The organism is Thalassovita sp. ABM4_323 (assembly GCF_056158665.1).
In genome coordinates this window covers 1,080,489-1,107,349 of record NZ_JBSWTS010000007.1, presented here as the reverse complement: position 1 = coordinate 1,107,349, position 26,861 = coordinate 1,080,489, and the positions used below count along the sequence as shown (strand labels likewise).

Here is a 26,861-nt window from a genome sequence, read left to right as displayed (position 1 = left end):
AATGACGCAAAAAGAAAAGTTCACCGCCCTGGACCTGTATCCTGTTGATCCTCTGCCCGCGGAAACGGCGAAGTATTTTGCCATCTGCGAAGAAAAGCTGGGCCTGGTGCCGAACGTGCTGAAGGCAAATGCCTGCGACATTGAAATGCTGAACGCCTTCACTGCATTCTACAATAAAATCATGCTGGCCGACAGCGGACTGTCCAAGCTGGAACGCGAGATGATCGCCGTCACCGTGTCCTCGGAAAACAAGTGCTATTACTGCCTGACCGCCCATGGCGCCGCCGTGCGCCAACTGTCGGGCGATCCGATGCTGGGCGAGGCGCTGGTGATGAACTATCGCGTGGCCGACCTGACGCCGAAGCAACGTGCGATGCTGGATTTCTGTGTTCTGGTCACCAAGGCCAGCGCCACTGTTGTCGAAGCAGATCGCCAGGCGCTGCGTGATGTTGGCTGGACGGACAAAGATATCTGGGACATCGCCCATACCGCCGCGTTCTACAACATGACCAATCGGGTGTCCTCGGCCCTGGATATGCGTCCGAACGAAGAGTACCACGCCCAATCCCGTTGATGTTGCGCCTTGCTGTCATTCTGGCTGCTCTTGTGGCCGTCCCTGCCGGGGCCTCGCATGCGTTAACCCTGATTCTGCCTGATGCGTCCAAGCCTCTGGCGGATCAGATCAGCGGAGCGGACCATTATGTGCTGCCCACCGGCCCGTTCGCCGATGGTGTTTTGCCCGGCGAAATGCTGGAGGGCGCCGTTACCCGAAAATCGTGGCAGGTGATCAGTCAGGGCCTGACCTCTTTGCAGCTGTTCGCCCCCCTGCGCGACCAATTGCAAGCCGACGAATACGCGGTTTTGTTCGAATGCGGCGGCTCGGAATGTGGTGGGTTTGATTTCCGGTTCGCGACCGAGGTCCTGCCCGCCCCGGACATGCATGTCGACCTGACAGATTTCCGGTTTCTCTCGGCCAGCAAAGGCGCAGAGGACCATCTAAGCATTCTGGTCAGCCGATCGGAAAACGCTGGATTTGTGCAGATGATCCGCGTGACGCCTGTGGTCGCGCAGGCCAAGGTGGACACTCCAATCCAGATCGAGGCCTCTGCACAAGCGCCCGTCGCCCCGACGGGCACGCTCGAGGACAGCCTGTCTCAGAGCGGTCGCGCGGTGCTGGGGGACCTGACATTCGAAACGGGGTCGGCGGCTTTGGGGGCCGGTCCGTTCCGCTCGTTGCAAGCGCTGGCCGGGTTTCTGCTCGAGGATCCCGCCCGGCGTGTCGCTCTGGTGGGTCACACGGATGCTGTGGGGACCTTGGACAACAACGTCGCCCTGTCCAAACGCCGAGCGGCGGCGGTGCTGGAACGTCTTGCGGCGACCCACGACGTGCCGCGTTCGCAGTTGGAGGCCGAGGGGATGGGCTATTTGTCCCCAATCGCCCCGAACCTGACCGACGAGGGCCGCGAGGCCAATCGGCGGGTCGAAGTGGTGTTGCTGAACACCGAGTAGGCTCCAGCCCTAGCGGATCAGAATCGCCCGAAAATCGTTCACATTGGTACCTGTGGGGCCGGGCTCGAACAGATCGTCGACAGCTTGAAAGGCCGTATAGGCGTCGTTTCCAGCCAGGGCCGCTGCTGGATCGATATCCGCACGGCGCATCCGGGCAATTGACTGGCCATCGGCAAAGGCGCCGGCGTTATCCTCGGACCCGTCAATCCCGTCGGTATCCGCAGCAAGCGCCATGACATTCGCGATGCCGTCAATTTCAAGCGCCAGGGACAGCAGGAATTCACTATTGCGCCCTCCCTTGCCCGTGCCGCGCAAGGTAACAGTGGTTTCGCCCCCCGACAGCAGCACCACGGGCGGGACAAAGGGGCGTGATTTCGCGGCCACTTCGCGCGTGATCGCGGCATGCACCTTGGCCACCTCGCGTGCCTCGCCCTCGATGGTATCTGACAGGATCGCCGCACTGACCCCTGCCTTCTGAGCGCAAGTCGCCGCGGCCTCCAGCGATTTCGCAGCCGAGGCGATCACGCGGACCTCGTTGTCGGCGAAAATAGGATCGGTCGGGTCGGGGGCGTCCTCGGGCGCTTGTTCCAGAAAGGCAGCGATCTTCTGAGGTAGCGCAATCCCATAGTCGCGCACGGCCGCCAAAGCCTGAGCCCGGCCCACCGCATCGGGCACCGTCGGGCCCGAGGCCACCTGTGCCGGGTCATCGCCAGGCACATCGGACACGATCAGGCTGACCACACGCGCAGGATGGGCCGCCGCTGCCAGCCGCCCGCCCTTGATCGCGCTGACCTGCTTGCGCACCGCATTCATCGCCCCAATCGGGGCCCCGCTGGCCAACAGGGCTTGGTTTAATGCGATCTCGTCTTGCAGGTCCAAACCCGGTGCCGGCGCTGCCAACAAAGCCGATCCGCCCCCGCAAACCAGCGACACGACCAGATCCTCGTCACTTAATCCCTCGACCGCCTGGAACAACGCGCCAGAGGCCGCCAATCCGGCCTCGTCCGGCACGGGATGTGCGGCCTCCAGAACACGCACTGACTGACACTCACAGGCATAGCCATAGCGGGTCACGACCACACCTTCGATGGGTCCATCCCACAACTCTTCGAAGGCTTGCGCCAGTTGCGCCGCGCCCTTGCCCGCACCAATCACAACAACACGGCCCTTGGGTTTTTCGGGCAAATTCGCGGCCAAAGCGGCCTTGGGGTCGGCTGCCTCGATCGCTGCATCGAACATCTGAACCAACAGCTCTTTGTCAGTTATGGGGCCGGTCATGGGGTCTCCTGTCGAGGCTAGGGTGTTCAAACCAGCCTGCCAAGCTGAGCCAGAACCGCAAGCCCTGAATGTAGCGTGGCGGACGCCGATACGTTGAAAAACCGGGGGGAAGTGTGATGAATTCATAGGCTGTGCACCGCACAATCCACATCAGAACGCGCAAATTCCACGAACTGGACATATCAATCCATCCATCTGGACCTATTTTTCCAGCGCAGAGCGGTGTGTAATAGAGCCAATGATCGCGCCCTCAATGGTGCATTTTCTGAACATATCACATGAAGGAGGCGACCATGATGGATGGGACCCTTGAGAACGATATCCAAGCCGTGGTGGACGCAGACCGCGCCCATGTCTGGCACCATCTGACCCAGCACAAGCCGTTTGAAACCGCAGACCCGCGCATCATCATCGAAGGCAAGGGCATGCGCGTGTGGGACCAGAACGGCAAAGAGTATCTGGATGCCGTATCTGGTGGAGTCTGGACGGTGAATGTGGGCTATGGGCGCGAACAGATCGCCGATGCCGTGCGTGATCAGATCATGAAACTGTGCTATTTTGCGCAGTCCGCGGGCTCGATCCCCGGGTCGCAGTTTGCCGAAAAGCTGATCGAGAAAATGCCCGGCATGAGCCGCGTTTACTATACCAACTCGGGGTCCGAGGCGAATGAGAAGGCGTTCAAGATGATCCGCCAGATCGCGCACAAGAAATATGGCGGCAAGAAAACCAAGATCCTGTATCGCGACCGTGACTATCACGGCGGCACGCTGGCCACCATGTCGGCGGGCGGGCAGGACGAGCGCGGAATGCAGTACGGCCCCTTTGCCCCCGGTTTCATTCGCGTGCCCCACTGCATGGAATACCGCAAGGAAGAGCTGGGCCTGGGCCATCTGTCTGGCCGTGACTTCGGTATCGCCGCCGCCAACCTGATCGAGGATGTCATCCTGCGCGAAGGCCCCGACACCGTGGGCGGTCTGTGCCTGGAACCCGTGACCGCCGGTGGTGGCGTCATCACTCCGCCTGAAGGCTATTGGGAACGCGTGCAGGAGATCTGCACGAAATACGACGTTCTGCTGCATATTGACGAGGTCGTCTGCGGTATCGGCCGCACGGGTACGCATTGGTTCGGCTATCAGCACTATGGCATCAAGCCCGACTTCGTGACCATGGCCAAGGGTGTTGCCAGTGGCTATGCCGCGATCGCCATTTGTGTGACGACCGAAGAGGTCTTTGAGATGTTCAAATCCGATCCCTCGGACAAGCTGGACCATTTCCGTGATATCTCGACCTTTGGCGGCTGCACCGCTGGCCCCGCTGCCGCGCTGGAGAACATGAAGATCATCGAGGATGAAGGCCTGCTGGAAAACTGCACCAAGATGGGCGCGCGCCTGATGGCCAATTTCCGCGCGCTGCAGGAAAAGCACTCGATCATCGGTGACGTGCGCGGGCTGGGTCTGTTCCAGGGGCTGGAGCTGGTGAAGGATCGCGACACCAAGGAACCCGTGGCCGAGAAAGACATCGCCGCCGTGGTCGCTGAATGCGGAGCCAATGGGGTGATCATCGGGGCGGCCAACCGCTCGGTGCCCGAGCGCAACAACTCGTTGTATTTCTCGCCCGCGCTGATCATCACCCCCGAGGACGTCGATCTGCTGAGCAATACTGTCGACAAAGCGCTGACCAAGGTGTTTGGCTAACGAAAGGGGCCAGCTTCTCGGCTGGCCCCTTTGCTTTGGTGAGTGGTGGTGGAATTTCAGACAAGTTGGAACAAGGCACCGGCAAGAATGGCACCAGAGATACCCAGGCCCAGATATGCGGCGAACACTCGGGGTTTGACCAAGGACCAAACAGCCGCCATTGCCGGAACCGAACTGACCGCCCCTGCGATCATAAAGGCCATCGCCGCACCTGCGGTCATGCCTTGCTCCATCAGCCCTGCCAGCAAGGGCGGCGCAACGTAGGAGTTCAAATAGGCCGGCATCCCCACGAAAGCGGCGGTGATGATCGGCAACAGCCCCGTGCCGCCCACGACCTGAGCAATCAGATCAGCAGGCACATAAGTCACCAGCAGCGCCTCGAGCACATAGGCAAAGGCCAGCCATTTCAGCAGGAACAGGGCATTGCTGCGGAACTCTGCGACAAAGGTCGTGCGCCGGGCGGGCTCTTGCCAGAATTTCCACTGCGGTTTGCCGTCCAGCTTGGGGCCACCACAGCCGCAACAACCGCTGGATTGCTGTTTCTTCAACGGGTTGGCAAAGGCGCCTTGGCTCATCAGCGCTTTGATCGCGAAGCCACCGAACAGACCCAAAGCTACGGCAAACACAGCTTTGCCAATGGCGAATTCCCAGCCCAAAGCCCCGGCAGTGATCAGCAACGTGGGCGGGTCAATCAACGGCGAGCTGAGCCAGAACGCCATAACGGCAGACAGCGGCGCACCAAGCGCCAGAAGGCCTGCGATAAAGGGGATGACCTCGCAGGAACAGAACGGGGCAAGCCCCCCGAACAGCGCAGCCAGTAGGATCATACGGGTCTCGCGCCCCTCAAAGGCCCGCGCCACCATAACCTCGGCCCCCGTGGCCTTGAGATAGGCCAGCAACAAGACCGCAAACAGGATGTATTGCGCGGTATGGGCCAAAGCCTTGGCTGCGAACAAAATCACGGGGATCAGGTTTTCCCCGTCCAGCAGCGCCACCAGCGCCAAGATGACAACGATCAATGCCCATGGGGATTTCAGATGGGCCGCAATATCGCGCGGGGACAGGCGGGGGGAGTGCGTGGTATCAGACATCGTTTGCGGCCTCTCTGCACAGGTCGGCGCAGCATTCGCTGAGGATAAACGTCGCCAAATCTTGTAACGCGCTGAACTTAGCGCGGCAGATCGTGCTGCGCCCCAGCCGTTCTTGTTCAACAACGCCCCCAGCCACCAAGAATTTCAGATGATGCGCCAGGGTCGAGGGCGCGATCCCCGTGCGTTTTTGGATGTCCCCGACGCTAAGGCCCGGCTCACCAGCCCGGATCAGCGCCTTAAGCACCTGCAACCGGGCCTCAGAGCCCATAGCGGCAAATCCACCCGCTGCTGCTTCCCATTCCATGCCAAGCCTCGCATATCGATTCGATAAAACTAGTTTTTTAGTTATATCGAGGGCAGCGGTCTGGCAACAAGAAATTTCAGGGCTTGGGTTCAATCAGCTTGGTCAACAGGGTCAGCGTACGATTCAGCGGCACTTGAAGCCCGTGCTTGTCTGCGCGCCGGACGATCTCGGCATTCAGGAATTCGATCTCGGTGGGACGTCCGCGCAGGATGTCCTGCGCTGTCGACGAATACTGCCCAGGCATCCATTCCGGCACCTTGCGCACGGTTTCAAACGTTTCTGCGGGAACGGTTACGCCCTCGGCCTGCGCGACCAAGACACATTCCGCGACCACATCCTGAATAAGATCCCGAACCCCGGGCTGAGGCGCAAACTCGCCATATGTCTGTCGGGTAATAGCGGAAATGGCGTTATAGGCGCAGTTCACCACCAACTTGCCCCACAACAGGCTTAGGACATCCTTTGATACCTCGGTTGGAATCTGGGCGGCGTTCAGCACCTTGGCAACCGGGCCAGCTCCGACACCACCGATGGCCAGTTCGCCACGTCCTTCGTGGCGCACAACCCCCGGAGCGATCATCCCGCTGGCCATATAGACCACAGCCGCGATGACGGGATGGTTGGTGGCGCGTTGCAAGGCCTCGGGGTTTGAAATGCCGTTTTGCAGGCTAAGCAACGGCACCTCGGGGCGCAGATACGGGGCGATGGATGTCCCTGCGTCGATGGTGTCCCCGGATTTTACGCAAAACAGCACCAGCTCGGCCTCTTTCACGGCGGAAGGATCGGTCGAGGCCGTCGCCGCACAGACATGCCGCTGACCCGCCATTTCCAGGATCAATCCGTTGGCGATGACCGCCTCGACCAATGCAGGGCGCCCGATCAGCGTGACCTCGTGCCCCGACAGCGCCAATTTGGCCCCATAGTAACACCCCACAGCCCCTGCACCCATCACCGCAATTTTCATATCCGTCCTCCTGTTGCCGTCATTGTGGGGCATCTGCCCAGCGGTGTCACGGTCAGACCAGATTGCACAGGACATGAGTCCAGAATACCATGCGCCATGGCAATCTCGGTGGACATGTTTTTTCTGGATGCGCAGTCGCAGGGCACTCTGCAGACGCAGATCCAGCAGGTCGTGGCCCAGGGGATTTGTCAGGGCGATTCGCGCGGGGGGACAAGCTGCCCTCATCGCGCAAACTGGCCGCGCATTTGGGGGTCAGTCGGATCACGGTGACGCTGGCCTTTACCGAGCTTGTGGCGTCGGACTATCTGACCGCACGCGGGCGGTCGGGATACTACGTGTCAGACACCGCCCCCGAGCCCCCAACAGCCCCGCCAGATGTCCCCCGGGACGAGGCCGTGGATTGGTCCCGTGCGATTGGGCGCCGGTTTTCAGGGGGCGTCACGCCAACCCGCCCGCGCGATTGGACCCGGTACAAATACCCCTTTATCTACGGCCAGACCGACCCGGCACTGTTTGATCACGCCAACTGGCGAGCCTGCGCGATTCGGGCGCTAGGGCAAAAGGATTTCACAGCGCTGACAAGGGATTACTATGATCAGGACGACCCCCAGCTGATTGAATACATCCTGCGCCATTCGCTGCCCCGGCGCGGGATCGTTGCCCGCCCGTCCGAAGTGCTGCTGACCCTTGGGGCGCAGAACGCGCTTTGGTTAGCTGCCCAGGTTCTGCTAACGCAACGCCGTGTGGCCGTTGTGGAAAATCCCGGCTACCCGGCGCAGACCGATATCCTGAACCAGTCGCGTTGCCATCTGGTTCCAGTGGACGTGGATACGACGGGATTGCCGCCCGACAAGGTGCCCGATTGCGACGTGATTTTCACCACGCCTTCGCACCAATGCCCAACGGCCTCGACCATGCCACGGGACCGGCGGCACGCGCTGTTGCGACGGGCACGCCACATGGACGCTCTGATCGTCGAGGACGACTATGAATTCGAGATGTCCTTTCTGTCCGCACCCTCGCCCGCACTGAAAAGCTTGGACGAAGACGGGCGGGTCATCTACATCGGCAGCTTCTCGAAATCGCTGTTTCCCGGGCTGCGGTTGGGCTATCTGGTTGGGTCAGAAGCCTTTATCCAAGAGGCCCGCGCCCTGCGCGCCAGCGTGTTGCGCCACCCTCCCGGCCACATCCAGCGCACCGCCGCGTATTTCCTGTCTTTGGGCCATTACGATGCGCAGATCCGCAAGATGGGCACGGTGCTGGCGCAGCGCCGGCAGGTGGTCGAGGAGGCGCTACATAGGTTCGGGATGGATATTGCGGGCAGTGGCTCGTTCGGAGGATCATCCATCTGGTTGCGCGCCCCGGACAGCGTCGACACCGCGCTGCTGGCCACTGCTCTGATGGACCATAGCGTCCTGATCGAGGCCGGGCAGCATTTCTTTTCGGGGCCCGAGCCGCCGCAGAATTACTATCGCCTGGCCTATTCCTCGATTCCGTCTGCCCGGATTCCAGAAGGAATTGCGTTAATCGCCCAAACCATCGCCAAATTGCGTTAGAAAAATCTCTATGCCGCGACGATACGCCTGATCCCGGGCTACGGGTTTGTTACGTTCCCCGAATAACCATGGCCTGCGCGCTCATTCGAAAGACACATAATGCAAGTTTCTGTACGTGATCCTTTTCCATTTCTCTCGCCGGTGTCCGCCATGGCACCCGAGCGTCTGCTGGCCCAGGCCAAGGGGCTGCCAACGCCGCATGTGGCGCTGGTCAATGCAGGATCTGTCAACGCCTTGGGCGGCATCCGCGAGGCGGCCGAGGCCGGGCTGGCCAATCCGATCCTGATCGGGGACACGGACAAGATCAAAGCGGTGGCCGATGAGATCGAATGGGACATCTCGGATCTGCCCTTGATGCATGCTCCGCATTCAGACGCCGCGCCGATGGCCGCAGAACTGGCCCGGGCAGGCGATGCTCAGGCGGTTATGAAAGGCCAGATCCACACCTCGACCTTTCTGAAAGGATTGCTGCCCAGCTCGGCCGGGTTGCGCGCGCCTGGCACGCGCTGCGGGCATGTGTTCCACGTCACGGCACCGGGGTCCGACAGGCCGCTGCTGATGACCGACGGCGCGCTGAACGTGGATCCGGATGTGCAGACCCGCAAGGAATGCCTGCGCCATGCGGTGAAGCTGGCGCATCAGCTGGGCATCCCGAACCCCAAGGCCGGCATTTTGTCCGCAACCGAGGACCCGATCCCCTCTTTGCCCAACTCGATGGAGGCGCGCGAGATCGCCGATTGGGCCAAGACCGCCCTGCCCCATTGCACGGTCGACGGCCCCATGGCGATGGACCTGATCCTGTCGAAAGAGGCGGCGCGGATCAAAGGGTTCAATTCAGAAGTTTCGGGCGATGCGGACATCATCCTCAGCCCCAATATCACCGCTGCAAATGCCGTGTTCAAACTGTTGGTTCTGGGCATGGGATGCTGCGCGGCTGGGCTGGTGCTGGGCGCCAAGGTGCCGATCCTGCTGACCTCGCGCGCACAGGCGGCCCCGGCACGGATTGCCTCGGCGGCACTGGGCGTTATCGCCGCGGGGGCACCGGAATGATCCTTGTCGTCAATGCTGGGTCCAGCTCGATCAAGGTCGAGCTGTTCGCCCATGACCTGAGCTCGATCCTTGAGGGGAAAGTCACCGAAATCGGCGGCACTGCGCGAATTCAGCTGGGCACGCGCAACCAGCCGATCGACGCCCCCGATCACAAGGCCGGATTCGGCGCTATTTTGGACACTTTGGACGCTTTGGGCCACCCGATCGACAGCCTGACCGCGGCCGCGCACCGTATCGTGCATGGCGGGGCCGATCTGACCGATCCGGTGCATTTGAACGCCCAGACTCTGACCCAGATCGAGCAATTCAATACGCTGGCCCCGTTGCATAATCCGCACAACCTGTCGGCCATCCGCGCGCTGGCCGAACTGATGCCCAAGCTGCCGCAATATGCCAGTTTCGACACGGCCTTTCATGCGGGCAACGGGCCGCTGGCCACCACCTATGCCATTCCCGCGTCCGAGCGCGCCAAGGGCATCCGGCGCTATGGGTTTCATGGGCTAAGCTATGCCAGCCTGGTGGAAAATCTGGGCGCCAAGCTGCCCCACCGCCTGCTGGCGCTGCATCTGGGGAATGGTTCCAGCCTGTGCGCCATCGTGGATGGGAAATCGGTGGCAAACTCGATGGGGTATTCGCCGCTGGACGGTCTGGTCATGGGCACGCGCCCCGGCGAGGTGGACAGCATGGCCGTGCTGCGCATCGCCGAGGATTGCGGCTTCGACGAGGCCACGCGCCTGTTGAACAAGGAAAGCGGGCTGAAGGGCCTGGGCGGCACCAATGACATGGCGGCGTTGCTGGCTGCGGACACGCCCCAGACCCGCTTTGCCGTGGATCACTACTGCTATTGGGCCGCGCGTCAGGCCGGATCGGCCATCGTGGCCATGGGCGGTGTGGACGCCGTGGCCTTTACCGGCGGGATCGGGGAAAACGCTGCTCCTGTCCGCGACAAAATCCTGGCGCATCTGTCCTTTTTGGGAGACCTGCCGGTGCATGTGATCCCTGCCGACGAAGAACGCCAGATCGCGCGCGATGCTCTGAGCCTGATCAACGCCGGACAATGAAAAGGCCGGGTCCGACCCGGCCTTCGCTCATTTCTTGGATTTCCAGGTTCCCAACCACCGCGAGAACCGGCCCCGTTTTTCAGCAAGGTTATCACCAGCCGCATCCAGGCTGTCGCCGATATCCTCTATCACCGGGTCAATCCGCGCCGCGCGAAACCGGCGCCAGCGCACCCAGATCGCCCAACAGATGGCTGCGAAAACCAGTAGAATGATGATGTTCAGCCACGGAATGATGGTCACATCCGGACCGGCCACAGGCTTCACCCCGACAGCGTTGGGAAAGATCGACAGGAATTCGTTGCGCCAGCCATAGTGCTTGATCGCCACCCATTGCGGCGCGTCGGCACCCGATTTCAGGTCTGCGGCCTCGGCTTGCAGGTTCGAAGTGTCAAATTTGAAATAGGGCGGCCAGCCCCAGCCCGTGTCCTCGTTGCGATAGACCATGACCTGATCATTCGCCATCCGGGTCTGGATAAAGAACACGTCCCGGTTCGCCGTCGTCGCCGCGTTCCCCACATCGGGCGCCGCCCAGAAGATCGAGTTTTCCCCGAAATCGATCCGCTTTTCATAGGTATCCGTCACCCGCACGATATCGTGCTGCGGCAAGGTATAGTGAAAGAACGCCGCCACGATCACCCAGAAGGTGATCCAGAACGCCCATTTGACATAGACCATCACGCGGTCCTCCTTAGTGAAAATTCGTCAGGTAGATGATCAGGGCGATCACCACCACCGGCACGATATAGACCAACAAAATCAGCTTGGGGCGGAACGAGTCGTCATAGTCCTCCAACCCTTGGCGCAGATACTCATCGCGATCACCGGGTTTGCCCTCGGCCTCCCATGCGCGGATCAGTTTGCGCCGCCGGGTCAGGCGCGACCAGACCGAGATGATCACGTAAAGGATCGACAAGACCACAAAGCCCACAATGATTAGACGTGCGAGTGCCAGCATGTGCTCTTTCCTTTCCCGTTAACCGCCCCAAGGCCCTTTGACCTTGGTTTTCTTTTTCTTCGATTTATTCTTTTTTGGCTTGGGCGGCGCGGATGGTTTCGCCACCGCTGGCCTGCTGTGCCACAATGCCCCCCAGGGCCCAACCTGATCGATCAAATCCTCGTCGCGTTCCTCGGTCAGTGGTGCGTCATGGCCAAACAAGGCCTCGCGCGCCCCAGCTTTATCAGCTTGGTATTCCCGTTCCAGGAAATCCGCGACAAAGGACTTCTTGGTCTCGGACCAGCCCGCATATTGGGCATAGAACAGCTCTTTATGGCAGATGAACAGCTGGCGCACGTCTTTGGGGGCCAGTTCCGCCAGCAGCATGTTCACCAGGTCCCGATCCGGGTGATTGGCCGCCCTCAGCGTATAGAAATAGGCCGGATGATCGCTGGTGATGCGCGGCCAGGGGCCCTCGTCCTCGGCCCAGCGGACCAACGATTGAAGCCCATGAAATTCCTCCGGCAAGGCTCCAGCATGTGCCCGCGCCAGCGCCCGGATTTCGCGCCGCGTGGCGCCCGTCAGATCAATCCCCCGATCCTGCGCCACATCGACAACGATGAAGTCCATCTTCTGCCGCAGGATCGCACCTGCATCAATGCCGCGCGCTTTGACGATCGGCTCGACCAGCCCGTTGCGATCCAGGAATTGCGCAATCCGGTTGCGGTCTTCAAAGCCCAGAACATTCTGCATCCCCAGCCCGTCCAGCGCAGCCTTGTCCCGCGCGATCACGGCCGGCTGCGCGACATCGCGAAACAGATAAGCCCCACCAAAATGCGCGGTCCAGAAGTTTTCCTGCCGGAATTCCATCTGCTTCAGCCGCACCGGATTGCGCGTCACATCCCCGGTTTTCTGCGCCAGCCCGATCATGTCAGCGATCAACACGTCATCGAACCAGGCGTCCTCTTCGCCCATGAACCGATCCACCATCTGGCCCAGCTTTTCCGCGTCGCGCACGGTGCCCGAGGTCGTGTCGGCCTCGATCTCGATCTTGCGGATGTCCAGCAGACGCGCAGGATTGGCGACCGAATAGACCGAGTTCAACAGCTCGCCCGCCACCGCGTCCTGCGTGGTCAGGGCGAACAGCTGTGCCTCATTTTCGGTGATGAACTGGCGCAGAATGCTGCGCGACATCGAGAACTTCGCATTCAGCAAAGGCGCTGATTTCTGAGCGGTCGTCAGCAGGATGAACTGCCGATTACAGCCGCCCTGATTGAGGTACTGCATATCCCCCAGCTCGTCCCCGACCTCGGGGGAATAGCCGCTGATGTCGATATGAAAATCGCTCAGGCTGGTCTGTTTGCCGTTCAGATGAGTGAGCGCGCGATTGTACCGCTCGACCAAAGCGGGCGAGGACACATGGATCAGATTGCCAAACATCAGGCCTTTTTCGATGAGGCGTTTCATATTCGGTCTTGCTCCAGTTTTTCTCGCAAATAAACTTCCAAATCTTGGACCAGATTTGTGTACTCAGGACCAAACTGATCTCTACTGCCGCCAGCGCGCACCACATCGCGGTTTTGATTTGCTTCTTCTTGGGACCCAAAATATTCGCTTCTCGAAAATCCAGGCTCCTGGCTTTCAATGTACTCCTGAATTGCGATCAGAAGATCCGTTTCCTTCTGCTTCAACAATTTGCAATGTGCATCAAATACATCGCCCCAGTACGCAAGTCCCTCCAATTCGAGTGGATAAAATTCCTGTCGAACTTCAACAAGTTTATCCCACCGTTTTTGATACTTCAGCTCCGTTCCCTTCCATTTTTTTTGATGTTCCGGAACGGAATTCTCAGGCAGCTCATATTCATCTGACCAACCAAAAGGGTTGCGAATGTGTTTAATCGCTTCATGCCTTTTTCGAAGTGCTACAAAAAGGCTCTTCGCTACAGTTCTTTCTTCTTGCCACTTTATTTGTCGTTTCCAAGTCGTAAGCCCCACTCCGGCAATGAAAACACCTACACAAGCTGCCACACCTGCCAACAACGTGCCAAATGAAGTCACTACTTCAGGAGCTTCCCAAACCTCCCACATTCAAACCTCCCGCCCGGCATCGCCGGGCAGCGCCCGACCGCCCCCATGGGCGGGCGCTTTGCTTCCGCCCGCGGTCCGGCGCGGCCCTGTGTGGTGCGGCACGTCCATCACCCCTTCCCCTCCAGATACCTGCGTTTGGCCTCTTCTGTGCGGGCGAAGTCGCGGACCATGGTGTCGATGGCGACCTCGTCGGATTTGTCGGCATAGCGGAATTCGCTGTCGGCGTAGCGGTTGATCTCCTGGATCACCATGTCCACCGTGATGGGCTTGCGCAGGTCCTCGATCATCGCCGATTTGCGCTCGTAGGGTTGGAACAGGAACAGGTCGGGCTGCTCCATCCATTCATCCGGCAATTCGAAATCCATCGCGCGGACCTTCACGGCATCGGTGATGTTCTTGATCGCACGGCCGGTAAAGCGCGGGTCGGCCTGCTGGATCGCCTTCAGATAGGTGCCCAGCTTGGCGATCGTGTCCAGCGCGCCAATCTGACCATGCACGCGGTCATAGACCTCCAGCAGCCCCGCCTCTTGCGGCTTCTCATGCGCCTCGAAACTGCGGGCGACGGCGCGTTTGATTTCCTGCGCGGCATATAGGTCGTGATCCCCCAGCGGGATGTCATGTTTCTTGCCCATCAACAGCGCCAGGATGTCGATGTAATCCTCTTGCGTTTGCGGCCCATCCACCAGAAACCGCGCCCCGGCCCGCTGACGCAGGGCGTCATCTACGTTCTCTGGATAATTGCTGAACATCCCAAAGGTGCAGTTCCCACGCACGACGGTGTTGGCGCCGGCAAAGGCCTCCATGAACACGGCCGTCACCTCTTGTTGACCCGCGCTGGATTGTCGGTCGCCGCGCTTGCCCGCAATCTGGTCGATGTCATCAATCGTGCCAAAGCCGATCACGCCGGGGTCCAGCACATTGTTGATGAAAGCCTTGGCGTTCTGACCGGATTTACCCTGATAGCTGTCGATATTGTCGATGCCAAAGTTCTGATAGCGAAAAGGATAGCCCGCGATCTGGCAGTACTCATTCACCATCCCGGCCATCATCTGGATCAGGGTGGTTTTCCCGGTGCCCGGCGCGCCATCGCCCATGAAGGTAAAGATGAACCCGCCCAGCTCGGCAAAGGGGTTCAGCTTGCGATCGAAATCATAGGCCATCAGCATCTTGGCCAGCCGCATCGCCTGATATTTGGCGATATGGTTGCCGACGACCTGATGCGGCTTCTTGAATTGCATGGTCAGGGTCGTGCCAGCCGCCTTGCGCGCGGGGCTGAAGCCTTGGATCGTCAGATCATCCGCCTCAATCCGCCAACTGGCGTTGTGGAACGGGTCCAAACGCGGCGCCTCTTGCGCACGCAAGGCCACCCGCTCCATCAACTGCTCGGCAAAGGCGGCGATCGTGGCCACCAGATGCGGCTCGTCACTGGCATGAGCAGCGATATCCTGATCCAGCTCCCACAGCACGCCATGCAGCCCCAGCTGGGCGTTATCCGTCAACACCTCGTCCGGCTGGCCGACCTCGACCGAGATTTCCCCCTGATGCGGAGCAAGTAAATAAGCCGTCGCATTCGCAAACACATGCATCACCACCAGCGCCTCGGCCGCCAACAGCTCGGCAAAATCCTGTTTCTGTGTGGCCGCCAACGACCCCTGCAAATTGGCCCGTTTCAGCCCGTCCAGACCTGTACGCTCGGAAAAACTCTGCCCCATGGCCAGGGCAATCGCCAGACTACGGCGCAAACTGTTCATCACTGTCGCCTGCAAGGGCGAGATCAACGCATCGCCACCATCCGCCGCCTCGATCCGCTCCAGCAAACGCACCCCTTCGGGCCGCTGCGTGGACCGTGTCACCATCCCCGGCGTGGTCGACCGAAACCGCCGCGTCCGCGCGATCCCGGGCGAGCGTTCAGGCTGCGCCGAAACTGCCCGCGCCTGACCAATCCGGGGCGTGTGGTCAAACCCTTCCAACAGAGTCAGCGCGGCCTCGTAATGAGCCTGAATTTCCTCTTCGCGCAGTTCCATCAAATCACTTGTCAGGCTCATCCCAATCTCTCCTCATCGGCACCAAGGTCGGCCAATACCTGCGCGCCGCCCCTTCTTTGCTCTTCAAATACTCTCGCCGAAGGCGCCCTCAAAAACTCAGTACCCGGCCCGCGTTGCTCACAACATATTTCCGAACGCTGGCGAAACCCGCAGGGTTCTTTTCCGCCAACACCTGATAGGGGCGTTCGGGCATGATGATGCTACGCTCGGTCCGGGTGGCCCCCGTGTCCACACCACGCCCGCCAAACGGATCCAGTGCAAAAACCTCGCGTTCAGCTGTCGAAAACCAGCCCACGCGCTCTTCGGTGACGCGCTCGCTTTCCAGCTCTTCCATGGTCCAGGCCAACGCCCAATCCTGCCCCTCGGGGCTGCCCGCCTCGGCCAAAACCTCGCGCAAGGGGCCCGATTGCTGCGTGTAGGTATGCGAATACATCGGCCCCAGATGAATGCGCCGCAGCCGCTTGGGATGCAGATCGTTGAACTGCTCGTCAAAGCCCTTGGCGATGGTCACCAGCTTCAACCCGCCTAAGGATTGCCCCATCAGATGCGCCTGCACTTCGGGCCAGCGGCGCTCATCCTTGGGCAGCGCCTCGCGGCCCGTGTCCTCCAGATCCATCACATAGATCACCGGCAGGTTAAGCTGGCTGTCATAGACCGCCCAATGCACCAAGTAGCTGCGCCGATCATCCACGCCCGACTGCCACAACACCCGCGGATCATTGCGCGCCCAGAACAGATGGCCCTTGGCCAGTTCCTCGTAGTACAAACGCTGAGACAGCGCAAATTGCAGCTTCGTGGGGATCTCGCGCTCGCCCACGATCTTTTCAACCATCTGCTTTTTCAGCGCCTCGGTCGAGGGCATCCCGTCCAGGTGCCGCCCCGCCTGCATCGCATCATTGGCCATCACCAGCAGCTCGTTGAACGTCGGGAAACCGCTGTCCACCGTATCGATCGACAGTGACCCAAAGAACTGCCCCGTATCGCGCCCGACCAGCAGGTATTTCATGCTGAGCGCGCGAAAGCTGTAGCCGATCTCGGCAAGATAGCGCGCCAGAATATCCGCCTCGTCCGCGCTCATTTTGCCCTGAGCATGCATCTGCCCAATCACCCCGCTGACATGCCGAGTGATCGCGCTAAACTTGGCGAAATACCGACGACTGGCCCGCGTTTCCATCAGCGCGGCGTGATCGGCCTGAATTTCGACCTTCTCTGACATTACTGGCCGTACAGGTTCTTATCGTGCTTCTCGACAATCGCCTGGAATCGACGGGCAAAGCGTTCGTCAGCCTTGGCCTTGGCCTCCAGCACCTCGCGGGCGAAGACCATGTGTTCCTCGTGTTTTTCCATCATGTCGGCCATGCGCTGGTTGGTCGCCGTGCCGATCGCGGCCATCGCAGCCTGAGCCTCTTTGTCCGTCTGCACCCCAATCTCGTTGATCCGGTGCGCCACGTCCTGCTGTTGCGCGGTTTTCAACGACTTCGTCAGCGCATCATACAGCACAACCCGCTGCTTGGTGTCTGTCTGCAACTTGTTGATCAGCACCATCTGCGTGGCCGCCTGGTTCTGCAAGCTGTCCACCCAGGTTTTGCCCTTCTCGATATAGCGCTCCAGCGTCTGAGACTTGGCCAGCTTGACCTGCTCGTCCTGCACAAGCGCGTTATAGGCCTTGTTCAGATCGGCCAGTTCGGTTTCCAGCTTGGTGCGCTCGGCCGCATCCGTGGTGACGGCGATCTTGCCTTCCAGCTCGATAATCTTGGGGTCCATCGCCAGGATTTCAGCGCGCACATTCTCCAGGTCCTGCACGGTGAATTCACGCTCGTCCAGGGTTTCAGTCAGGTTGACCTCGACCTTGTTCTTCTGGTCATTCAGCGTATTCAGCTGCGCCTCCAGCAGGTTGGTGATCACGTCCGACTTGCTGATCAAGTCCTGCAACTTGTCGTCAATATTTGCGGTGCGCAGACGCTCCTGGCGCAGGGATTCAGATTTGCCACGGCTGAAGATGCCAACAAAGCTTTCCCAGCCGGTTTTGGTCCGCATCTCGTCAAAATCCTTCGAGAACGCAGCCGTCACGTCATCCAGCCCCATGATCAGTTCGGCGATGTTGGCGTTCATCACCTCGGTATGGGCGTGCACATCATCCAGCGTCGCGTTCTCGATATCGATCATCGCGTCGTCGCCCGACTTGATTTTTTCACGCGCGGTATCGATCCGGCCGGTCAGCTCGGCGATTTTCGCCTGCGCCTCGGCCACCTGTTTTTGCGATTCCAATACCTGCGCCTCGAAATTGGCCATAGCACTCTCCCTGTAAAAGTTCTTTGCACTCATATGGGGAATGTGAATGCAATTTACATCCCCCAGCTTCCGAAAATTCGACGAAAGTTTCGCAAACCCGCGCGCCAAAGGAAAGGGGAAACCCAACCATTCCGCCCCCCTTTCGAAAAACATCAAGGGCCCGCTATTCCGCGCGCCCTTGCAGCTTTTTCTTGGCAAAAATACCCAAATCCCTCGGCCTAAACAGGCGAGTCGATCCCGTCAGCCCACCACGTTGAACTCAGGACCATAGGGATAGCCGGTGATGTTCTCGTTGCCGTCCTCGGTGATGACCAGAATATCATGCTCGCGGTAACCACCGGCCCCCGGCTGACCGTCGGCGATGGTCAGCATCGGCTCCATGCTGATGACCATGCCCGGTTCCAGTACCGTGTCGATATCTTCGCGCAGCTCCAGCCCGGCCTCGCGCCCATAATAGTGCGACAGCACCCCAAACGAGTGGCCATAGCCGAAGGTGCGGTATTGCAGCAGGTCGCGCTCCTCAAAGAAGTCGTTGATCTTGTGCGTGACCTCGGCGCAGGTGGCACCAGGTTTCAGCAGGCTCATGCCGTATTCATGCGCGGCCACGTTGGCCTCCCAGATTTTCAGGCTGTCCGGGTCGACCTCTTGCACGAACATGGTGCGTTCCAGCGCAGTGTAATAGCCGCTAATCATCGGAAAGGTGTTCAGGCTCAGGATATCTCCGCGCTCCAGCACGCGGCCCGTCACCGGGTTATGCGCGCCATCGGTGTTGATGCCAGACTGGAACCAGACCCAGGTGTCGCGATATTCGGCATCAGGGAAGGACTTGGCGATCTCAGCCTCCATCGCGTCCCGGCCCGCCATGACCACGTCAATCTCGCGCACCCCGGCTTTCACAGCGTCACGGATGGCATAGCCGCCCACATCGGCCACACGGGCCCCTTCGCGGATCAGGGCAATCTCGGCCGCAGATTTATGCATGCGCTGTTGCATCGTCGGCACGTGGATATCCACCAGCTTGGACGGGGAAAGAAACGCCTCCAGCTTGGCGCGCTGAACCAGAGTCAGGTGATCGCCCTCGTACCCGATCACCGCGCCCTCACCACTGACCGAGCGCACGGCCCGCCAGTAATTGTCCCGCTGCCAATCGGTATAGGTGATGTTGTCGCCATAACAGCGCCGCCACGGCTGACCCGCGTCAATGCCCGCACTGATGGTCACGTTTTCGGTCTGCGTCACCACCAACCCATAGGGCCGCCCGAACGCGCAATACAAAAAGCCGCTGTAATAGGCGATCGAGTGCATCGAGGTGAAGACAACAGCCTCCACTCCGGCCTCGGCCATGATGGCGCGCAGGCCCGACAGGCGCGCAGCATATTCGGTGTCGGCAAATTGCAGCTTGGCCTTTTCGCCATTGTGATAACGGTACATTTCAGGACGTGAAGTCATTCGACCCTCCTAGTGAAAGAAAGGTCCCGGCGTTCAGGACGGTTCGCGGGCCATGCTGTGCGGTGACGCGCAGTCATGTGGCGACGCCATCGCCTTGCCTTATCCCTGACCTTGCCCATCGTGTGCGATCTGGCAAGATGTTTCGCGACGCAACCCAAGGAATTTCGACACAATGAGCAGCACCCCGACGCCCGGCGCCCGCAATCTGATCACCGATGTGGCGGGGCTGCGGGTCGGCAACGCGCAGGATGACCACGTGAAAACCGGGGCCACGGTACTGGTTGCCGATGCGCCCTTTACTGCGGGTGTGCATGTAATGGGCGGCGCGCCCGGCACGCGCGAAACCGATCTGCTGGGGCCCGACAAAACGGTCGAGCAGGTGGACGCGCTGGTCCTGTCGGGTGGGTCTGCCTTTGGGCTGGATGCTGCCTCGGGGGTGGCGGATGCCTTGCGGGCGCAAGGGCGTGGTTTTGCCGTGGGCGACCAGCTGGTGCCCATCGTGCCGGGGGCGATTCTGTTCGACCTGATCAACGGCGGAGACAAGAATTGGCCCGAGAATCCCTATAAGCGTTTGGGGGCCGAGGCCCTGGCGGATGCCGGTACGGATTTCAGCCTTGGCAGCGTGGGCGCGGGCACAGGCGCAACCACCGCGAATTTCAAAGGTGGGTTGGGCTCGGCCTCGATCGTGTTGCCGTCGGGGCACACAGTGGGGGCGCTGGTCGCGGTGAACGCATTGGGCTCGGCCACCGTCGGAGAGGGGCCGGAATTCTGGGCCGCCCCGTTTGAAATTGACGGCGAGTTCGGCGCCAAAGGGGTCGCCCAAACCTATCCAGAGACGCATATCCCCCCGACCAAGCTGGCCGCCCATGCGAATACGACCATCGGGATCGTGGCCACAGATGCGCAACTGACCCAAGCGCAATGTACCCGCATGGCCACCGCCGCGCATGACGGATTTGCCCGCGGACTGTTCCCCTCGCACACCCCCATGGACGGAGACCTGATCTTTGCCGCTGCAACCGGGGCAGTTCCGCTGGGGTTTGCACCGGCGGACACGCTGTACCTGGGGCACGCCGCCGCCACTGTGATGGCCCGCGCCATAGCCCGCGCGGTGTTCCACGCCACCGCTCACCCCGGTGACACTGTCCCTTGCTGGAGCAATAAACACGGCTAAGGGATGAATTGCCACATTCCCCTACCCGGCTGGCTTTGCTTTCATTCCGGCATGAGACCCCAGCAAAGCGCCCTATATTCCTGGCGCGACGATCCGACCATTCCCGCGTTCGATGACACCCGAATCCTGGTGGTGATGGATGCAGAATGCGCGCTGTGCTCGGCTGCGGCGCGACGGATTGCCAGTCTGGATCAGCGGGATCAGGTGCGGATCGCGACCAGTCAATCACCTGTGGGCAAAGCGTTGCTGCGGCACTTCGATTTGGCCCCAACGAACCCCGAAACCTGGCTGATGCTGTCCGCTGGACGTGCTTTTGGGTCTTTGGATGCGATGACGCGCCTGTTTCCGAGTCTCAGCCGACGATATGCACCGATCAAGGCGCTGCGACTTCTTCCGGTCGCGCTTCAGGATTGGGTCTATGCCCGAATTGCCCGCAACCGCTATGCACTCTGGGGGCATGGCGACATGTGTGCGCTGCCCGACTCTGAACTGCAACGGCGTCTTGTGTCCCGATGACCTTGGTGCGACAGCTTTCCGGTGCTGGTTGGGATCGCTTGCCCAGTGCCTGCCGTGCCTTTCACCAGGATCATGGCGAGTTCGCGGGGCAGATTGACATTGTCCTGACCACGAACCCCATCCTGCGCGCGTGTCTGCGACTGGCTGGCATTCCATCTGCGCAGACGGGCGCTCCACTTGTGCTCACGACCTCCCAAAACGGCGGGATCGAAATGTGGCACCGTCAAATTGGACAACAGACATTGGTGTCCAAGCGCTGGATCACCAAGAACAACCTCTTGGCCGAGACCATGGGGCCCGCGACGGTGCTGTCTCGGATCGAAGCGGGCTCAGACGGAATACAGCAGGTGGCAACAAGCTGGCGTTTTCTGGGGATACCAATGCCACGCGCGTTCATGCCTGTGATCAGAGCGCGGGATTTCATGTCTGACGGGGTCTATTGCTTCGATATTCAGGTCTTACTCCCGTGGATCAAGCTCGTGCTGTTTTCCTATTACGGATCACTGGCGCCGCCACGGTCGCCCGGACAATGAACCGCCTGCCGCGACGACACCCTGTTCTTTCGGACAGGGTTGGTTTACCGGCCTGCGATCAGCATGAGACAATATGAAAAACACAGGACAGGCCACCGTACTCACGGACGCTGTGTCTGAAACCGCCGACAGCCTTGGGGACAATTGGGCTGTCGGCGGTCTTTTCACGAAATGGATAGCAACTGCTGCGTCATTCGGCTGTCTGCCTGCCGCAGGCCGTCAATCACATCGAAATGATGCTTGCCCGGATCAATGACACAAGGACAGTCCCAGGCCTCGGCCAGGGCCGTCGCCTGTTCCAGAAACACCGGACGTTCCTCGGCCCCGACCCAAACGGTCACGTCAATATGCGGCCAAGGTTGCATCAACACCGGGCTCTCGGCCTCGGCGGCGGCCAGATCCAGCTTGAAGTCCTGATTCATCGAGGTCTGTAAAAGCGGCCGCAAATCCGCAACCGGAGAGATCGGCATGACGCGCGTGATCCGCTGCGCGACCGATTCAGGCAAGACTCCGGGCACGCACATTCGGGCGACCAGATGCCCTCCTGCTGAATGCCCCGCCAGAATGATCGGCCCCGCCACCATGTCAGCAGCAATCGGAATCATATGCGCGATCTGCCGGGTGATATCGGCGATCTCGACATCCGGGCACAAATCATACGAGGGCATGACAACCGCCCAGCCCGCGCTGACCGCCCCCGCTGCAAAGCCGGACCAAACGGATTTATCCGTGCGCAGCCAGTATCCCCCGTGCACAAAGACCAACAGCCCGTTGGCCTTGTTTTCGGGCTGATACAGGTCGAACCGCTGGCGCGCAGTATCACCATAGGGCAGATCCAGCTGGGCAAGGCCCCGCTCGGTCATGCCTTCACGAAACCCCGCCGCTTGCGCCACCCATTTCGGCCCGAAACTATCTGCATCGGGAATATGCGCGGCATTGGCATAGGCGTCGTCCAGGTTCTCTTGACTTATTTTGCTTAACTTGTTAAGTTGTTTCTGTTCAATGATCCTCTGGACAAGCTTAGCGGCAAGTGATTTGCCTGTGCCAGAGGAAAAGGAGGGGGACCCCAATGCTGGACACCAAAACCGATTTGCGCGCGCTGCTCAACGACCCCAGTCTGCTGTCCGAGCAGGCCTATACTGGCGGGGCCTGGGTCGACGGCGAAGACGGCGCAACCTTTGCCGTCACCAACCCGGCCCGCGGCGACGTGATCGCCAATGTCGCGGACCTGTCCCGCGCGCAGGTCGCTGACGCCATTGCCCAGGCCGAAAAAGCCCAAAAGGAATGGGCCAGCTGGACCGGGAAAGAGCGCGCCACCGTGATGCGCCGCTGGTTCGATCTGATGATGGAAAACCAGGACGATCTGGGCACCATCCTGACCGCTGAACAGGGCAAACCCCTGGCCGAGGCCAAAGGTGAAATCGCCTATGGGGCCAGCTTTATTGAGTTTTTCGGGGAAGAGGCCAAGCGCATCTATGGCGAAACCATCCCCGGCCATCAGCGCGACAAACGCATCACCGTGATCAAGCAGCCCATCGGAGTTGCCGCCTCGATCACACCGTGGAACTTCCCCAACGCGATGATCACCCGCAAGGCGGGCCCGGCCCTGGCCGCTGGCTGCGCCTTCGTTGCGCGCCCGGCCGCGGAAACGCCCCTGTCCGCCATCGTTCTGGCCGTTCTGGCCGAACGCGCCGGTATTCCTAAAGGTGTGTTTTCGGTGGTGACCTCGTCGCGCTCGTCCGAGATTGGCAAAGAGTTCTGCGAAAACCCGATCGTGCGCAAAATCACCTTCACCGGTTCGACCGAGGTCGGTCGCATCCTGCTGCGCCAAGCCGCCGATCAGGTGATGAAATGCTCGATGGAACTGGGTGGCAACGCACCCTTCATCGTGTTTGACGACGCCGATCTGGACGCCGCTGTCGAGGGCGCGATCCTGTGCAAATTCCGCAACAATGGCCAGACCTGCGTTTGCGCCAACCGGATCTATGTGCAGGAAGGCGTGTATGATGCCTTTGCCGCCAAGCTGAAGGACGCGGTGGCCAAGATGAAGGTTGGCGACGGCCTGGAAGAGGGCACCGATCTGGGCCCGTTGATCACACCCGACGCCATCGCCAAGGTCCAGGAACACGTGGCCGACGCGACCTCGAAAGGCGCCGAGGTGATCCTGGGCGGGGGCGATCCCATTCAGGGCGCCGGGTATTTCCTGCCGCCGACCATCGTCACCGGCGCCACCCAGGACATGGCCGTCGCGACCGAGGAAACCTTCGGCCCGCTGGCTCCGCTGTTCAAGTTCAAGGACGAAGACGACGTGATCCAGATGGCCAATGACACGATTTTCGGGCTGGCCTCGTATTTCTATGCCAACGATCTAAGCCGCGTCTACAAGGTGGCCGAGGCGCTGGAATATGGCATTGTGGGGGTCAACACCGGCATCATCTCGACCGAAGTTGCGCCGTTTGGCGGCGTCAAACAGTCCGGCCTGGGCCGCGAAGGCAGCCACCACGGGATCGACGACTATCTGGAGATGAAATACATCTGCATGTCGGTGTAAACCGCCTGCTCAGTCGTCCGGCGGGTTCTGCATCGCTTCGATCACGCGCCGGACGGCTGTTTGCCACGCCTTAAGAACATCATCGTCCACTTTGTCAGCCATAGTCGAGGTGATGGCGTTGTGCAGCGCGGCCTCTCCGACTTGGAACTGCCTTTCCGTCAGTCCCAGCCCAGCGTGACTGCGGGCCAATCGAAATAGGATCTGCTGCACGGTTTCCGGCTTGAAGCTTGCCTTGGCAAGTGTCGTCAGAACGGTCGCCAGCATCTCGCGCTGTGCGCCCATGCTGTCCCCAAACATCTCGCGCGTCTCGGGCGCATCACGAAACAGGTCTTGGTAGAACTTCTGCGAAATCTCGGCCTTGTGCTGAAACATCACAGGAAAGCTCTGGCGCATATGCTCTAGGTTCTGCAGATCCACGTATTGCTCCTGTATTTTCAGCACCAAACATCCAAAGAAACATCAAATACCGACAAATCTCTTGGGGTTACAAAACTGCAGCACAAACGTCACATAAGCGTTAACGATTTTGGTCATTGGCACTTTGGACACTGATGTCACCAAAGGACCTCATCATGATCACTCGTTTTCTGGGTGTGTCGTCGGCCCTTGCGCTTAGCGCTGGCCTGGCTCACGCCGACATGAACTTTAACCGCATCGCTTCTTTCCCGGTCGTGTCGAACATGGCGAAAGGCGAGGACACCAAACGCGAAACCAGCCCCGAGATCATCGACGTCACCGCCGACGGCCTGACGCTGGTGTACACGGACAGCCCGCTGGAAGTCATCGGCTTTGTCGACGTCACCGATGCGCGCGCTCCCAAGCCGCTGGGCAACATGGATGTGGGCGGCGAGCCGACCTCGGTTGCGATCGTGGGCAGCACCGCCTTTGTGGGCGTGAACACCTCGGAAAGCTATGTGGCCCCCTCGGGCAAGCTGATCTCGGTCGATGTGGCCAGCCAGACCGAAACCGGCGCCTGTGATCTGGGCGGTCAGCCTGACAGCGTCGCCAAGGCCCCCGATGGTTCGTTCATCGCCGTTGCCATCGAAAACGAGCGTGACGAAGACCTGAACGACGGCATCATCCCGCAGATGCCCGCCGGCACCCTGGCCCTGGTCGACCTGAAGGACGGCGCGCTGGCCTGTGACACGCTGCGTTTCGCCGATCTGACCGGTCTGGCCGATGTTGCCGGGTCCGACCCCGAGCCCGAGTATGTCTCGATCAACGGCTTGGGCGAGATCGTGGTGACCATGCAGGAAAACAACCACCTGGCCATCGTGTCCAAGGACGGCAAGGTGCTGAACCACTTCTCGGCCGGTTCGGTTGATCTGGAAGGCATCGACGCCACCGACGAACGTGGCGCTCTGATCTTTACGGAATCGCAAAAGGGCCGTCTGCGCGAACCCGACGCGGTGACCTGGATCAGCGATGACATGTTCGCCACCGCGAACGAAGGCGATTACAACGGCGGCTCGCGCGGCTGGACCATCTTCAACAAAGACGGCACCGTTGTGTATGAAAACGGCACCGATTTTGAAAAGGCGATCATTCAGATCGGCCACTACCCGGACAAGCGCTCGGACAGCAAAGGTGTAGAACCCGAGAGCGTGACCTTCGGTGTTTTCAACGACACACCCTATGTTTTTGTAGGTGCCGAGCGCGCCTCGGTCGTGGGTGTCTATGACGTCACCAACCCTGCCGCGCCGGTACTGAAACAGCTGCTGCCCTCGGGCGTTGGTCCCGAAGGCTATGCGGTGATCCCCAGCCGTAACCTGCTGGTCTCGGCCAACGAAAAAGACCTGATCGAAGACAAAGGTGCCCGCGCCCACGTCATGCTGTTTGAAATGCAGGACGCGCCCGCCGCCTATCCGCATCTGACCTCTGCCGGTGCGGATGAACTGATCGGTTGGGGTGCGATCTCGGGTATGGTCGCGGACAAAGACGGGATCGTCTGGGCCGTGAACGACAGCTTCTACAGCTTCCAGCCCTCGATCTTCAAGATCGACACCAAGACCCAGCCCGCCACCATCGTGGACGTCATCCGCGTCCACCGCGAAGGCCGCCCGGCCCAGAAACTGGACATGGAAGGCATCACCCTGGACGGTAAGGGCGGCTTCTACGTCGCCTCGGAAGGACGCACCGACCGCGTTGTTCCCCACGCCATCTATCACGTGAAAGCCGACGGTTCGATCAAAGCCAAAAAGGGCGAGATCGGCCTGCCGGCAGAACTGATGGCCGTCGAAAAACGCTTTGGCTTCGAAGGCATCACCAAGGTGGGCGACACCCTGTGGATGGCCGTTCAGCGCGAATGGAAGGACGATCCGAAAAACCACGTGAAGCTGGTGGCTTACAACCTGGAAACCAAGGAATGGGGCGCCGTTCTGTATGAGAAAGCGCAGCCTGAAACCGGTTGGGTTGGCCTGTCGGAAATCACCGCGCATGGCGATCATGTCTATGTCATCGAGCGGGACAACCAGCATGACCACCGCGCCGTGACCAAGAAGGTTTACCGCATTCCCGCCGCCGAAATGATCCCCGCCCCGCTGGGTGGTGAGCTGCCGGTTGTGTCCAAAGAGCTGGTCCGCGACCTGCTGCCCGATCTGAAATCGACCGGCGGCTACGTGCTGGACAAGGTCGAAGGCCTGGCGATCCTGGAAGACGGCACCGCCTATGTGTCCACCGACAATGACGGTGTGGATGACCACTCGGGCGAGACCATGTTCTTCTCGATCGGCAAGGTCGACGCAGCGTTCTAAGCGCCCCCTCAGAAAAC

The 26,861-nt window shown here is 60.4% G+C and carries 24 protein-coding genes and 1 pseudogene; 11 read left to right on the top strand and 14 right to left on the bottom strand.

Annotation, left to right across the window (positions count from 1 at the left end; all coding sequences use genetic code 11):
• Window position 1 precedes the first annotated feature (1 nt).
• A complete protein-coding gene (locus tag ACXADQ_RS07790) occupies window positions 2–574 on the top strand; it encodes a peroxidase-related enzyme (protein ID WP_475318210.1) in 573 nt (190 codons plus the stop codon).
• A complete protein-coding gene (locus tag ACXADQ_RS07785; protein WP_475318205.1) occupies window positions 574–1,509 on the top strand; it encodes an OmpA family protein in 936 nt (311 codons plus the stop codon). Before ACXADQ_RS07790 ends, ACXADQ_RS07785 begins: the two co-directional genes overlap by 1 nt.
• Before the next feature lie 9 nt (window positions 1,510–1,518).
• Here ACXADQ_RS07785 and ACXADQ_RS07780 read toward each other — a convergent pair whose 3' ends face one another.
• Window positions 1,519–2,787 carry a glycerate kinase type-2 family protein gene (locus tag ACXADQ_RS07780; RefSeq protein ID WP_475318202.1) on the bottom strand — a complete coding sequence of 423 codons (1,269 nt, stop codon included), beginning with the start codon at window positions 2,785–2,787 and terminating at the stop codon, window positions 1,519–1,521.
• Window positions 2,788–3,083: 296 nt separating this feature from the next.
• Here ACXADQ_RS07780 and ACXADQ_RS07775 point away from each other — a divergent pair, with 296 nt between their 5' ends.
• A complete protein-coding gene (locus ACXADQ_RS07775) occupies window positions 3,084–4,481 on the top strand; it encodes an aminotransferase family protein (RefSeq protein WP_475326049.1) in 1,398 nt (465 codons plus the stop codon).
• Window positions 4,482–4,537: 56 nt separating this feature from the next.
• On the opposite strand, the gene ACXADQ_RS07770 is transcribed toward ACXADQ_RS07775, so the two are convergent.
• From ACXADQ_RS07770 to ACXADQ_RS07760, 3 genes are all read right to left on the bottom strand, one after another.
• On the bottom strand, window positions 4,538–5,572 hold the full coding sequence (locus ACXADQ_RS07770; protein ID WP_475318197.1) for a permease: 1,035 nt from the start codon (window positions 5,570–5,572) through the stop codon (window positions 4,538–4,540).
• Window positions 5,565–5,876, bottom strand: coding sequence for an ArsR/SmtB family transcription factor (locus ACXADQ_RS07765; RefSeq protein WP_475318193.1), 312 nt, complete (start codon window positions 5,874–5,876; stop codon window positions 5,565–5,567). The genes ACXADQ_RS07770 and ACXADQ_RS07765 overlap by 8 nt, the downstream gene beginning before the upstream one ends.
• Window positions 5,877–5,952: 76 nt before the next feature.
• The gene (locus tag ACXADQ_RS07760) at window positions 5,953–6,840 is read right to left on the bottom strand and encodes a ketopantoate reductase family protein (RefSeq protein WP_475318188.1); all 888 of its coding nucleotides are present in this window, start codon (window positions 6,838–6,840) and stop codon (window positions 5,953–5,955) included.
• Window positions 6,841–6,936: 96 nt separating this feature from the next.
• Here ACXADQ_RS07760 and pdxR point away from each other — a divergent pair.
• The 3 genes and pseudogenes from pdxR to ACXADQ_RS07745 all read left to right on the top strand — a co-directional run bounded on the left by pdxR (window position 6,937) and on the right by ACXADQ_RS07745 (window position 10,507).
• Window positions 6,937–8,396, top strand: a pseudogene (pdxR, locus tag ACXADQ_RS07755) (MocR-like pyridoxine biosynthesis transcription factor PdxR).
• A 150-nt stretch (window positions 8,397–8,546) separates the two neighbouring features.
• On the top strand, window positions 8,547–9,446 hold the full coding sequence (locus ACXADQ_RS07750) for a phosphate acyltransferase (protein ID WP_475318183.1): 900 nt from the start codon (window positions 8,547–8,549) through the stop codon (window positions 9,444–9,446).
• On the top strand, window positions 9,443–10,507 hold the full coding sequence (locus tag ACXADQ_RS07745; RefSeq protein WP_475318180.1) for an acetate/propionate family kinase: 1,065 nt from the start codon (window positions 9,443–9,445) through the stop codon (window positions 10,505–10,507). The genes ACXADQ_RS07750 and ACXADQ_RS07745 overlap by 4 nt, the downstream gene beginning before the upstream one ends.
• Before the next feature lie 27 nt (window positions 10,508–10,534).
• Here the strand turns inward: ACXADQ_RS07745 and ACXADQ_RS07740 are convergent, their stop codons facing one another.
• From ACXADQ_RS07740 to ACXADQ_RS07705, 8 genes are all read right to left on the bottom strand, one after another.
• Window positions 10,535–11,182 (bottom strand): DUF1523 family protein, encoded by a 648-nt coding sequence (locus ACXADQ_RS07740; protein ID WP_475318179.1) that lies wholly within the window; start codon window positions 11,180–11,182, stop codon window positions 10,535–10,537.
• Between the two features lie 13 nt (window positions 11,183–11,195).
• Complete coding sequence (locus ACXADQ_RS07735; protein ID WP_475318176.1) at window positions 11,196–11,462, bottom strand: hypothetical protein; 267 nt, start codon at window positions 11,460–11,462, stop codon at window positions 11,196–11,198.
• 18 nt (window positions 11,463–11,480) lie between these two features.
• A complete protein-coding gene (locus ACXADQ_RS07730; protein WP_475318170.1) occupies window positions 11,481–12,908 on the bottom strand; it encodes a DUF6638 family protein in 1,428 nt (475 codons plus the stop codon).
• On the bottom strand, window positions 12,905–13,531 hold the full coding sequence (locus ACXADQ_RS07725) for a hypothetical protein (protein WP_475318165.1): 627 nt from the start codon (window positions 13,529–13,531) through the stop codon (window positions 12,905–12,907). The genes ACXADQ_RS07730 and ACXADQ_RS07725 overlap by 4 nt, the downstream gene beginning before the upstream one ends.
• Before the next feature lie 107 nt (window positions 13,532–13,638).
• Window positions 13,639–15,576, bottom strand: coding sequence for an AAA family ATPase (locus ACXADQ_RS07720; RefSeq protein WP_475318159.1), 1,938 nt, complete (start codon window positions 15,574–15,576; stop codon window positions 13,639–13,641).
• An 88-nt stretch (window positions 15,577–15,664) separates the two neighbouring features.
• Window positions 15,665–16,792 (bottom strand): hypothetical protein, encoded by a 1,128-nt coding sequence (locus tag ACXADQ_RS07715; RefSeq protein WP_475318154.1) that lies wholly within the window; start codon window positions 16,790–16,792, stop codon window positions 15,665–15,667.
• Window positions 16,792–17,868: a hypothetical protein gene (locus ACXADQ_RS07710; RefSeq protein WP_475318147.1), complete on the bottom strand. Its 1,077-nt coding sequence runs from the start codon at window positions 17,866–17,868 to the stop codon at window positions 16,792–16,794. The genes ACXADQ_RS07715 and ACXADQ_RS07710 overlap by 1 nt, the downstream gene beginning before the upstream one ends.
• A 240-nt stretch (window positions 17,869–18,108) precedes the next feature.
• On the bottom strand, window positions 18,109–19,317 hold the full coding sequence (locus tag ACXADQ_RS07705) for an aminopeptidase P family protein (RefSeq protein ID WP_475318142.1): 1,209 nt from the start codon (window positions 19,315–19,317) through the stop codon (window positions 18,109–18,111).
• A 172-nt stretch (window positions 19,318–19,489) separates the two neighbouring features.
• On the opposite strand from ACXADQ_RS07705, the gene ACXADQ_RS07700 reads away from it, so the two are divergent.
• The 3 genes from ACXADQ_RS07700 to ACXADQ_RS07690 are packed head-to-tail and all read left to right on the top strand — an operon-like array spanning window position 19,490 to window position 21,540.
• On the top strand, window positions 19,490–20,491 hold the full coding sequence (locus ACXADQ_RS07700) for a P1 family peptidase (protein WP_475318137.1): 1,002 nt from the start codon (window positions 19,490–19,492) through the stop codon (window positions 20,489–20,491).
• 51 nt (window positions 20,492–20,542) lie between these two features.
• Window positions 20,543–21,007: a thiol-disulfide oxidoreductase DCC family protein gene (locus tag ACXADQ_RS07695; protein ID WP_475318131.1), complete on the top strand. Its 465-nt coding sequence runs from the start codon at window positions 20,543–20,545 to the stop codon at window positions 21,005–21,007.
• Window positions 21,004–21,540: a DUF4166 domain-containing protein gene (locus ACXADQ_RS07690; RefSeq protein ID WP_475318128.1), complete on the top strand. Its 537-nt coding sequence runs from the start codon at window positions 21,004–21,006 to the stop codon at window positions 21,538–21,540. Before ACXADQ_RS07695 ends, ACXADQ_RS07690 begins: the two co-directional genes overlap by 4 nt.
• A gap of 164 nt (window positions 21,541–21,704) precedes the next feature.
• Here the strand turns inward: ACXADQ_RS07690 and ACXADQ_RS07685 are convergent, their stop codons facing one another.
• On the bottom strand, window positions 21,705–22,403 hold the full coding sequence (locus ACXADQ_RS07685; protein WP_475318123.1) for an alpha/beta hydrolase: 699 nt from the start codon (window positions 22,401–22,403) through the stop codon (window positions 21,705–21,707).
• 206 nt (window positions 22,404–22,609) lie between these two features.
• On the opposite strand from ACXADQ_RS07685, the gene ACXADQ_RS07680 reads away from it, so the two are divergent.
• Window positions 22,610–24,091 carry an NAD-dependent succinate-semialdehyde dehydrogenase gene (locus ACXADQ_RS07680; RefSeq protein WP_475318119.1) on the top strand — a complete coding sequence of 494 codons (1,482 nt, stop codon included), beginning with the start codon at window positions 22,610–22,612 and terminating at the stop codon, window positions 24,089–24,091.
• A 9-nt stretch (window positions 24,092–24,100) separates the two neighbouring features.
• Here the strand turns inward: ACXADQ_RS07680 and ACXADQ_RS07675 are convergent, their stop codons facing one another.
• Window positions 24,101–24,508, bottom strand: a complete 408-nt coding sequence (locus ACXADQ_RS07675) for a globin domain-containing protein (RefSeq protein WP_475318114.1) — start codon at window positions 24,506–24,508, stop codon at window positions 24,101–24,103.
• A 155-nt stretch (window positions 24,509–24,663) separates the two neighbouring features.
• On the opposite strand from ACXADQ_RS07675, the gene ACXADQ_RS07670 reads away from it, so the two are divergent.
• On the top strand, window positions 24,664–26,844 hold the full coding sequence (locus ACXADQ_RS07670) for an esterase-like activity of phytase family protein (RefSeq protein WP_475318112.1): 2,181 nt from the start codon (window positions 24,664–24,666) through the stop codon (window positions 26,842–26,844).
• Window positions 26,845–26,861: the final 17 nt, after the last annotated feature.